This is a genomic window from Bacillus cereus group sp. BfR-BA-01379 (genome assembly GCF_022663605.1).
Taxonomy (GTDB): domain Bacteria; phylum Bacillota; class Bacilli; order Bacillales; family Bacillaceae_G; genus Bacillus_A; species Bacillus_A mobilis.
Window position 1 is genome coordinate 21,909 of sequence record NZ_JAKUFT010000061.1, and the last position, 9,310, is coordinate 31,218.

Below are 9,310 nucleotides of genomic sequence, written 5' to 3' on the forward strand. Positions count from 1 at the left end.
AGCTCTTTTTTATGCTTTATAAACGATCATTGCTGAAAAACAATAAATTTGGTTCTCATCATCGTTAATGGAAACACCAACTTGATACTTAATATCTACAAAGTTACTATCATCAATCTTTTTCAAAAACACATTTACAGCGTCTTCTAAGTCTTTTTCGTGACTTTCGTCAAACACTTTCACACGAATCATGTTAACACCATCCTAGATCGCAGCCCTCCGCCGCTTGATTATTGCCACGGTGCGTATCTATGATGCGATAAAATTTTCCGTCTTCATATATATATCCGTCTTCTAACACATATTGTTTACCTTCAGTATAGACATAAAACTTACCTATCATAAATTTACTCGTATATAATTCCAAACAATCTGGTCTAAATTTAGCTACAACTTTATTTGTAATATCAATTTTTATTGTGCGCCCCACCTTCTCTCCCTCCTTTGCAAAGAACGGATTTAGGTATATTGTATTAGCGATTTTACATTTTATGCTTAAAAATAAGTGGATATGCCTTCTTTCTTCACCTGTACTATTTTTCTAAAAAAATCATAGATAAGTAAGAGCAAAAAAATATATATAAAAAAAGAGTTTTTACTTATTGACTCGAATATAATTATTATGGTATTATATAAAATTTGACATTTTTATTCACTTGTGTTATCGTTAAAGATGGTTACCACATATGGAGGTGGATGATTTGTTTCAAATTGGTGATAAAATCGTTTATCCAATGAACGGCGCAGGAGTCATCGAAGCCATTGAAGAGAAAGAAATATTAGGAACAATACGTCAATATTGTGTGATACGTATCATTAGTAAAGATATGCAAGTAATGCTTCCTATGGATCAATTACAAAAATCAGGTATTCGTTATATCGTAGATAAAGGTACGTTAGATGATATACTTCTTGAATTTCAAAACGGGGAATCAGATACATCACTTTCCTGGAAACAAAGATATACAATGAATATGGAAAAAATGAAAAACGGCAATCTGCAAGATAGTGCAGAAGTTGTTCGTGATTTACTTCGCCGCAATAAAGAGAGAGCTTTAAATGCGAGCGAAAAACAAATGCTAGATAATGCCCGAAAAATGATGATTAGCGAAGTTGCACTCGTGCAAAATGTTTCTGAACATCAAGCAACAGAATATCTTCAAGATACAATTAATCATTAAATTTAAAATAGCCGACCGCTATTTTTTTTTGCAGAAAAAAGGACAAAGAGCAAAAACTCTTTGTCCTTTTCTATTACCCACGTCCTGCTTGAAACGATGGATATAATGTCATTCCACCATCTGCAAATAACGTAATTCCAGTTACGTAACTGGCCTCTGAAGAAGCGAGCCATGTTGCAACTGCTGCAATTTCTTCCGGTTTTCCGATGTAGCCCATCGGTATCATGCTTTCCACATCAGCACGTTTTTTAGGATCAGCAAACTTCTCTGCATTAATTGGTGTATTTATTGCACCTGGTCCAATATTATTTACTCGAATACCTTTTGGTGCATATTCTAACGCTAACGTTTCTGTCATCAGTTTAATACCACCCTTACTGGCCGCATAATGCACAAATAGCGGCCACGGAATTTTCTCATGAACACTCGACATATTAATGACAGACCCTTTAATATCATGTTCTACAAAATATTTAATCGCTTCACGGCTTCCTAAAAAAGCACCTGTTAAATTTGTATTGATTACTTTATTCCAATCTTCTAGCGGCATTTCATGCGATGGTACCGCATTTTCTATCCCTGCATTATTAATCATAACGTCAAGTGTACCAAACTCTTTCACAGCAGATTGAATGAGATTCACAACATCAGATTCATTCGTGACATCTCCTTTTACAGCAATCGCTTCTCCGCCTACTTTTTTAATTTCTTCTAATACATCATGCGCTTCTGACTCTCGTGAGCGATAGTTAATTACTACTTTCGCTTTCTCCTTAGCAAACCTTACTCCCATCGCTCTTCCAAGACCAGTTGCCGATCCTGTAATAACAACAACTTTCCCTGCTAAATCACTATACATTTCAATACCCCCTTTAACTTTTTGCAACACCTAACATAATTCCAGCTGCAATAATAAAAACGATACCGGCAACAATCCCCATTAATTGGCGTTTCGTTTTCTTTTCACCTAATATAAGAATCCCGCCAAGCGTTGAAATAATAATTCCCATTTGTGATAGCGAGAAACTTGTTGCCACTCCAACACGCGGCTGTGAAATGAATAAAAACATGTTTCCAGCTGCCCAAATTAATCCTGGAATAATATTTCTTATCGCATATTTATTAAATGGATGATGTTTGAACGTAAGCAAAATGCCTCCTAACACCATACCAACTGCTTGTGGCAATAAAGCTGACCAACCATCTACATTAAATAGTCTAATTACTACTACGTAAACTAAATAACCGACTGTTGAAATCAATAAAATGATAATACCTCTTTTAAAATTTCCCGCTTGCTCTGCACTCTTTTCTTCCTCACTTTGAAGTGATGTTAAAATAACACCGATAATAATACAAACGAGTGCCAAAACGCCAAGGACGACTGATATTGTCGTGGACCACTCATGAAATACGATGACTCCAAATAAAGTCGTCGCAACTAATTGCAGTCCTGTCGAAATAGGCATTGTTCTCGAAACGCCCATTAAATCAATACTTTTTAATTGATTCGCCTGTCCAAGTGCCCAAAATAAACCTGATACAATTCCAACTCCAATAACAGTAGGAGTTAATACTGGCTTCATAAAAATATAAACAACAATCGAGAAAATAAGTGCACCAAACGTTGTACCGAGCGTTTGACTATACGGTCCTCCGCCCAGTTTCACGTTAAATAGCACAATACTTCCCCAAAATAGAGCCGGTAAAATCGCTAAAAGTATGTCCATCGCTCATTACCTTTCTTTACTAAATGTCATGGGTTATTACTCTGAATCATTAGAGTGAGCTTTTATTTTTTCTTTTTCGCGTTCACAAACCTTTTCTGCAACATCACCAGAAACATTCTTTTCTCGCTCCACTTTCTTTATCTTTACATGATCTAAATGATCTTCCAAAGTAAGTGTAACTTTATCATTCGGCGGATTATGTGCACCTTGGAACGTAAGAAATTGTAGCGTAATTTCAAATCTAGGAACGAACTCATCTTTCTTGCCGAGACGCTTTATATTTATAACGGAAGCACATTCATATTGATCTTCTGTCACTTGTCTAATAATTGAATAGTACCTATTCGATAATGCACTTTCTAAAAGCTGTTCCCGTGATTCTTTCGCGAAAGAATCACTTGGAGAAGAGAAAAAGACCGAACATATCATTGTAATAACTACACATATTTTTTTCATAATACCCTCCTTTTTCTATAAATTAGTGTTCGCAAAAATGCCATAAAAAAACGACTTCCCCTATGTAGGAAAGTCGTTTTAATAAATCCAATATTAACCACCGCTCACCGGTGGGATAAGTGCAACAATATCACCAGATTGAATCTTGTCATCTTCATTTGCATATTCTTCATTTATCGCAACCATAATTGGTTCTGTCACTGGCACATTATATTCTTTAGCAACAACATCTTTTAACTCTGCAACCGTAATATTTTCTTTCTCAATTTGTAATTCACTTGTTCCTGCTTCCTCTTGCAAGTGCGCAAATAACAATACTCGAATCATACTTATAGCTCCTTCCCAGGCGCTCCCGCCGGATATGGCGTTTTTTCTAATTGATCACCAATCCAAGAGTCTCCATCTTCCCAAAACTCCTTTTTCCAAATTGGAACAATTTGTTTTATGCGTTCCATAATATATTCATTCGCTTCATAAGCCGCTTTACGATGCGGTGTTGAAACAGCAACAACAACCGCGATATCAGAAATTTGCAGTGTACCGATGCGATGTGTAATCGCAACGTGTGTACCTGGCCACTTCTCTTTCACTTCTAAGCCAATTTTCTCTAGCATTTTTTCTGCCATCGTTTTATAAGCGACGTATTCTAAGTATAATGTACGACGCCCTTTCGTAAACTCTCTAACCGTTCCAATAAATGTTGTAACAGCACCGCATTCACGGCGAATTACTTTTTTCGCTACCTCTTCAACCAAGATTTCTGTATCAATTACTTCATAATACGTATTTGTCATTGCGTACTCCTTACCGTTTGTACAAACCAGTCTATATACAACTCTTCTTCTGTTATATGAAATACTTTATATTCTTCTCGTAAGTTTGCGGGAGCATCATACCACGTAATAACCGCTACTATATTTTCTACTTTATGTAAAAGTTCAACGTCTTCGGCAGAACGAAGTAACACTACTTTCGGATAGCTCTCTTTTTTATAGCCCTCTATTAAAATTGTATCCACTTCAAAAAACTCATATAAGCGAATAATTTCTCGTAAGGACCATTCCTCTTTTAATGACGACAGCGAAAGTAATCCCGCACCTTCTACACTACTCACAACAGCACCCGCCTTTCGGTGCCTTTCACTATCTTTTTGCGCTACTTCTGGAAAACCTCCGTGCCCGTGATGTTTAATGGTAGCAACTTTCATTTTCCGTTCAGCTAACGCATGCACTACTTTCTCAACAAGCGTTGTTTTCCCGCTATTTTGATACCCTACTATTTGTAAGATTGAAGGGGCTTTGCCCATGGCCAATCACATCCCTCGGCGTGCTCTAACAATAATACAGATACTTTCATCCCTGCCTCAAATCCTCTCGTTCCTCCAGGCAACACAATAAAAGCATTCGCATCAGCAAGTGAAGATACCGCACTTGATTTATCTAAACCGACCGGCATCGCTTGTAATGCCCCTTCCACAATTGTCACGTTTGCTCTTACAAAACGAGTAAACGGATTTGGTTTTGGAAAATCTTTTTGTAAAATAGCATCAGCTCTATATACGTGAGGCTCCTTCGCATACAAATATGTTTTTATAACCGGCTGTACAAATAGCTCAAAACCTACGTAGCAAGCTGACGGATTTCCTGATAAACCGAAAAGTAACTTCCCATCAACTTCAGCTACTGTCGTTACACTTCCTGGTCTCATCGCTATTTTATTAAAGAGTACATTCGCTTGTAATCTTTCATAAATAGCCGGCAAGTAGTCATAATCTCCTACCGACACACCGCCTGTCGTAATTAAAATATCAACCTCATTCATCGCTGATTGAACGGCTGTAAAACATGCATCTAACTCGTCGGCTAGTTGCCCATAATAACGAACTTTCCCTCCGGCTTTCATAATTTGAGCGGCAATCATATAAGAGTTACTATTTCTAATTTTCCCCGGCTGTAACGACTCATGTACTTCTAACAGTTCACTTCCTGTCGTCACAATACCAACAACAGGCTGTTTTACAACCTTCACAGTACTATATCCAAACGTCGCTAATAAGGCCGCAACACCTGGTTTAATTGCAACACCCTTCTTAACGAGAACTTGATTTTGTTTTATATCTTCCCCTTTAAATGACACGTTGTCACCACTATAAAAAGGACGCTTTAGCTTCATATATGTTTTTCCGCTTTTCTCAAAACCTTCCGTCAGCTCTAGCATTACGACTGCATTACAATCCTCTGGAATAGCTGCTCCTGTCATAATACGAACCGCCTGAAATGCCCCTACTTCTTCTGTAAAAACAAATCCCGCCCCGATTTCTCCTATTACTTCAAACTCAATCGAATTCTCTTGATTTGCTTCTTTCGTATCTTCTGCCCGAATTGCGAAACCATCGTAAGGAGAACGATCAAAATGAGGAACGTCATGATCAGAGACAACATCCTCCCCAAGAATTCTCCCGTAACTTTCCGTAATAGAAACTTCTTCTACTTCACCATTCTTCGCATATTCCATTACTCTCTCTACTGCCTCAGCAACTTGAATCGGAATTCGTTTTTCTACCATCGTTTCTCACCTCATATTTGCAATTTTTTTTATCTCGATTAAACTTTATATATTAAATAGAAATTACTTCAAGGAGGAATTCCATGTCTTCATTCACACACTTTAATGACCAAGGACGCGCGAAGATGGTTGATATAAGTGACAAAAAAACAACCGTTCGAACGGCAATTGCGTGCTCTAGCATTGTTGTTACAAAAGAAATTTACGATAAAATCTCTCACAATGAAATCGGGAAAGGTGACGTATTAGCAGTTGCACAAATCGCAGGTATTATGGCTGCGAAACGCACTTCTGATATTATCCCAATGTGCCATCCTTTATTATTAAAAGGTGTTGACGTTTCTTTTGATTGGAAACAATCCGAAGAACAATATCGACTACTTATTGAAGTAAAAGTTAAAACAGAAGGTAGCACCGGTGTTGAAATGGAAGCTTTAACAGCTGCCTCCGCTACCGCTCTTACTGTGTACGATATGTGTAAAGCTGTTGATAAAGGTATGATTATTGGCGAAACGTACTTACTTGAAAAAACAGGTGGAAAAAGTGGAGATTATACGAGAAAATCTTAATCTTCTCTCTGTTGAATCTAAAGGGTTTTCCTTTAGATTCAACCTATATATCTTGCATATAAACGTTTTGCTACATTGATATCATTCGTCCCATGAATAAACGCCCTGCCATCTGTAAATAAAACAAAACGAAATTCCTCTATCGGAAATGATAATAAATACGGAGTAGCTTTTACATCCACACTTCTTTGTAAGCGCTTTTTAATTTCTTCTAAATTAAATTCATTCCGCACACCTGGACGGATTTGCACTGTATTTCTGCCACATAACACTTCTGTTTTCGTTTGTGCTTCAAATGTTAAACTCGGATATGTACGTAATCTTCCGCAAGATAAACACGTGTCTTTTTTCTGCCTATTCACTTTGAATGCCATCTGTTGATTATTCCATAGGTCAAACGATAACATCGTTTCGCGAAGCGCCCCATAGTCTTCTACTAATATTTTCAGCGCTTCCGTTATTTGATGCGCCACTACTAATTGTACTGCCGGCTGTATAATACCAGCTGTATCACATGTTGCTCCGCTCGCCGGATGCTCCATTAAACAGCGGAAACACGGTGTTTTTCCTGGTAAAATTGTATACGTTACTCCGTAGCTTCCGACACAACCACCATATATCCACGGGATATTATACTTTTGTGAAATATCATTAATAAGAAGACGCGTTTCAAAATTATCTGTCGCATCTAATATTAAATCTACATCATTCACTAGCTCTTCCATTTCTTGCACTGTTACATCCGTCACAACCGGATTTATTTCCACCTCAGAATTAATCGCCTTTAAATGTTCTGCCGCTGCTACCGCCTTCGGTTTATACTGCTTTGCATCTTCTTCTGTATATAATTGTTGCCTTTGTAAATTGCTCCATTCTACATAATCACGATCTGCAATTGTTATTTTTCCAACACCTGCTCTCACAATCGCTTCTGCATTTGCTGCACCAAGAGCTCCAGCCCCAATAATAAGCACATGTTTCTCTCTAATTTTTCTCTGTCCTTCTTCTCCAACACCAGCAAATAATATTTGTCTTGAATATCGCTCCTGCATACGATAGCCCCCTTTCTTATCCTCCTATATAAGACATTTCAATTTTCGGACGATTTTTTGCACTTTCTTCTGTCCGTTCATCCGAATATCTATCTTTTCTATTCATCCATACATCTTGTATAACACTTACTAACTCATCATCCGAAAGATTCCCTCTAAGAAGTTCCCTTATATCCAATCCTTCGGTCGCAAATAAGCAAGTATAAAACTTTCCATCTGCCGAAATTCTCGCTCTCGTACAAGAGGAACAAAACGATTCAGAAACAGAAGTAATAAAACCGACTTCGACATTTGTTCCAACGTAACGATATCGCTTCGCAACTTCACCGAAATAATGCACTTCAGCTGGCTCAAGCGGATACACGCTATGAATCATTTCTATTAATTCTTGCTTTGTAACAACTTGATCAAAGTTCCATCCATTTGTACTACCAACATCCATAAACTCAATAAACCTAAGTGTGATTCCTTGCTCTTTAAAATAGGCAGCCATCGGAAGTACTTGATGGTCGTTCATTCCTTTTTTCACAACCATGTTTACCTTTACATCAAGCCCGGCCTCTTTTGCAGCCATAATTCCCTTTATAACCGGTTTCGTATTAATATTCCGGCCATTAATGCCCTTAAATACATCATCATCTATTGCATCTAAACTAACATTTACTCTATGTAATCCAGCTTCTTTTAATACTTTTGCTTGTTTCGTTAAATGAATCGCATTGGTCGTTAACCCTATATCTAATAGCCCGTCAATTTTCACGAGACGTGCAATAAGTTTTGTTAAATCTTTACGAAGTAGTGGCTCGCCACCAGTAAGTCTAATCTTTCGTACACCGATGCTAACAAATAGTTTTGCCAAACGCTCAATTTCATCAAACGTAAGTAAAAACTCATCTTTCAAAAAAGCATAATCTGGCCCAAATACTTCTGCTGGCATACAATATGTACATCTAAAATTGCAACGATCAATGACAGATATGCGCAAATCTTGAAGCGGGCGTCCAAAAAAATCTGTAACCATCTCCTGCATCGCCACCCTCTCTTTCTGCCAAATTTCTCTCTTTTCATTCTATTATAATATATTTTCGAACTGCGATGTTTTTGCTCAAGTGAATAAAGTGAAACTTTCCTAAGCAATTAGACTACCTACAAATAACTAGATAAAAACCTTGAAGCATAAAAGCTCCAAGGTTTTCTTCTTATTAACTTAATCTAATAATAGTTAAAGTAGCTCCTGGCGTTGTCGTAGATAATGTAGCGATTGCAACTAATCCAAATAACTGCAAACTAACAGCAGCTCCAGCAGGCAAATTAGCAATGATTGTCGCATTAAACGAACCTGTAGCTACTGCTGGTGAATTTATTGTTCCTGCAAGCGGACTACCATTGACGGTTATACGAGAACTTACAAGTAAAGAAGCTGTTAAATTTACTGTATAAGCTATATAGTAATTCCCCGCATTCGCAACTGTAAATACAGTATTTCCTCCGCTAACGGTAATTCCTGGACCAATATTTTGATTGTTCGGTAGCGGTACATTCGTACCACCTAACAGAACAGAAATAGCACTTCCTGATGTGTTATTCGCAAATGAGTACGTTGCAGTTGTACTAACTCCGGTCACACCAGTGGCTCCCGTTGCCCCGGTTGCTCCAGCTCCAGTTGGACCGGTTGGACCTTGGATTCCTTGCGAACCAGTTGGACCCGTGTCCCCTGTTGGGCCTTGTGCACCAGTTGCTCCTGTGGCCCCCGTTGG

At 37.9% G+C, this 9,310-nt stretch carries 14 protein-coding genes; 2 read left to right on the forward strand and 12 right to left on the reverse strand.

Annotated elements, in window-relative coordinates; translation table 11 throughout:
• Positions 1 to 9: 9 nt before the first annotated feature.
• Together MR113_RS20165 and MR113_RS20170 are read right to left on the reverse strand one after the other, a co-directional pair.
• Entirely contained in the window at positions 10 to 192 is a 183-nt protein-coding gene (locus MR113_RS20165) for a sporulation protein Cse60 (RefSeq protein ID WP_000621751.1), read from the reverse strand.
• 1 nt (position 193) lies between these two features.
• A complete protein-coding gene (locus MR113_RS20170; RefSeq protein ID WP_000533797.1) occupies positions 194 to 430 on the reverse strand; it encodes a DUF2553 family protein in 237 nt (78 codons plus the stop codon).
• Between the two features lie 256 nt (positions 431 to 686).
• Here MR113_RS20170 and MR113_RS20175 point away from each other — a divergent pair, with 256 nt between their 5' ends.
• Entirely contained in the window at positions 687 to 1,181 is a 495-nt protein-coding gene (locus MR113_RS20175; RefSeq protein WP_001998466.1) for a CarD family transcriptional regulator, read from the forward strand.
• Between the two features lie 73 nt (positions 1,182 to 1,254).
• On the opposite strand, the gene MR113_RS20180 is transcribed toward MR113_RS20175, so the two are convergent.
• The 7 genes from MR113_RS20180 to moeA form a co-directional block, all read right to left on the reverse strand.
• Positions 1,255 to 2,040 (reverse strand): glucose 1-dehydrogenase, encoded by a 786-nt coding sequence (locus MR113_RS20180; RefSeq protein ID WP_063262115.1) that lies wholly within the window; start codon positions 2,038 to 2,040, stop codon positions 1,255 to 1,257.
• Between the two features lie 13 nt (positions 2,041 to 2,053).
• Positions 2,054 to 2,911, reverse strand: a complete 858-nt coding sequence (gene glcU, locus MR113_RS20185; RefSeq protein ID WP_132135240.1) for a glucose uptake protein GlcU — start codon at positions 2,909 to 2,911, stop codon at positions 2,054 to 2,056.
• 36 nt (positions 2,912 to 2,947) lie between these two features.
• Complete coding sequence (locus MR113_RS20190; RefSeq protein WP_063262117.1) at positions 2,948 to 3,367, reverse strand: DUF3888 domain-containing protein; 420 nt, start codon at positions 3,365 to 3,367, stop codon at positions 2,948 to 2,950.
• Between the two features lie 93 nt (positions 3,368 to 3,460).
• The gene (gene moaD, locus MR113_RS20195) at positions 3,461 to 3,694 is read right to left on the reverse strand and encodes a molybdopterin converting factor subunit 1 (RefSeq protein WP_061676801.1); all 234 of its coding nucleotides are present in this window, start codon (positions 3,692 to 3,694) and stop codon (positions 3,461 to 3,463) included.
• 2 nt (positions 3,695 to 3,696) lie between these two features.
• Positions 3,697 to 4,161, reverse strand: a complete 465-nt coding sequence (moaE, locus tag MR113_RS20200; RefSeq protein ID WP_242256429.1) for a molybdopterin synthase catalytic subunit MoaE — start codon at positions 4,159 to 4,161, stop codon at positions 3,697 to 3,699.
• Entirely contained in the window at positions 4,158 to 4,673 is a 516-nt protein-coding gene (mobB, locus tag MR113_RS20205; RefSeq protein WP_242256431.1) for a molybdopterin-guanine dinucleotide biosynthesis protein B, read from the reverse strand. The genes moaE and mobB overlap by 4 nt, the downstream gene beginning before the upstream one ends.
• On the reverse strand, positions 4,643 to 5,932 hold the full coding sequence (gene moeA / locus MR113_RS20210) for a molybdopterin molybdotransferase MoeA (protein ID WP_242256433.1): 1,290 nt from the start codon (positions 5,930 to 5,932) through the stop codon (positions 4,643 to 4,645). Before moeA ends, mobB begins: the two co-directional genes overlap by 31 nt.
• A gap of 83 nt (positions 5,933 to 6,015) precedes the next feature.
• Between moeA and moaC the strand changes: the two genes are divergently transcribed.
• Positions 6,016 to 6,501, forward strand: a complete 486-nt coding sequence (gene moaC, locus MR113_RS20215) for a cyclic pyranopterin monophosphate synthase MoaC (protein ID WP_063262121.1) — start codon at positions 6,016 to 6,018, stop codon at positions 6,499 to 6,501.
• A 38-nt stretch (positions 6,502 to 6,539) separates the two neighbouring features.
• Here the strand turns inward: moaC and MR113_RS20220 are convergent, their stop codons facing one another.
• From MR113_RS20220 to MR113_RS20230, 3 genes are all read right to left on the reverse strand, one after another.
• Complete coding sequence (locus tag MR113_RS20220) at positions 6,540 to 7,553, reverse strand: molybdopterin-synthase adenylyltransferase MoeB (RefSeq protein ID WP_242256435.1); 1,014 nt, start codon at positions 7,551 to 7,553, stop codon at positions 6,540 to 6,542.
• Between the two features lie 16 nt (positions 7,554 to 7,569).
• Positions 7,570 to 8,583, reverse strand: coding sequence for a GTP 3',8-cyclase MoaA (moaA, locus tag MR113_RS20225; RefSeq protein WP_242256437.1), 1,014 nt, complete (start codon positions 8,581 to 8,583; stop codon positions 7,570 to 7,572).
• Positions 8,584 to 8,755: 172 nt separating this feature from the next.
• Positions 8,756 to 9,310, reverse strand: a 555-nt coding sequence (locus tag MR113_RS20230) for a BclA C-terminal domain-containing protein (protein ID WP_472927137.1), incomplete at its 5' end; no start/stop codon positions are given.

Coding starts and splice junctions, on each gene's coding strand:
- MR113_RS20165 (WP_000621751.1), bottom strand. CDS start 192: ATGATTCGTGTGAAAGTGTTTGACGAAAGTCACGAAAAAGACTTAGAA.
- MR113_RS20175 (WP_001998466.1), top strand. CDS start 687: ATGGAGGTGGATGATTTGTTTCAAATTGGTGATAAAATCGTTTATCCA.
- MR113_RS20180 (WP_063262115.1), bottom strand. CDS start 2,040: ATGTATAGTGATTTAGCAGGGAAAGTTGTTGTTATTACAGGATCGGCA.
- glcU (WP_132135240.1), bottom strand. CDS start 2,911: ATGGACATACTTTTAGCGATTTTACCGGCTCTATTTTGGGGAAGTATT.
- MR113_RS20190 (WP_063262117.1), bottom strand. CDS start 3,367: ATGAAAAAAATATGTGTAGTTATTACAATGATATGTTCGGTCTTTTTC.
- moaD (WP_061676801.1), bottom strand. CDS start 3,694: ATGATTCGAGTATTGTTATTTGCGCACTTGCAAGAGGAAGCAGGAACA.
- moaE (WP_242256429.1), bottom strand. CDS start 4,161: ATGACAAATACGTATTATGAAGTAATTGATACAGAAATCTTGGTTGAA.
- mobB (WP_242256431.1), bottom strand. CDS start 4,673: ATGGGCAAAGCCCCTTCAATCTTACAAATAGTAGGGTATCAAAATAGC.
- moeA (WP_242256433.1), bottom strand. CDS start 5,932: ATGGTAGAAAAACGAATTCCGATTCAAGTTGCTGAGGCAGTAGAGAGA.
- moaC (WP_063262121.1), top strand. CDS start 6,016: ATGTCTTCATTCACACACTTTAATGACCAAGGACGCGCGAAGATGGTT.
- MR113_RS20220 (WP_242256435.1), bottom strand. CDS start 7,553: ATGCAGGAGCGATATTCAAGACAAATATTATTTGCTGGTGTTGGAGAA.
- moaA (WP_242256437.1), bottom strand. CDS start 8,583: ATGCAGGAGATGGTTACAGATTTTTTTGGACGCCCGCTTCAAGATTTG.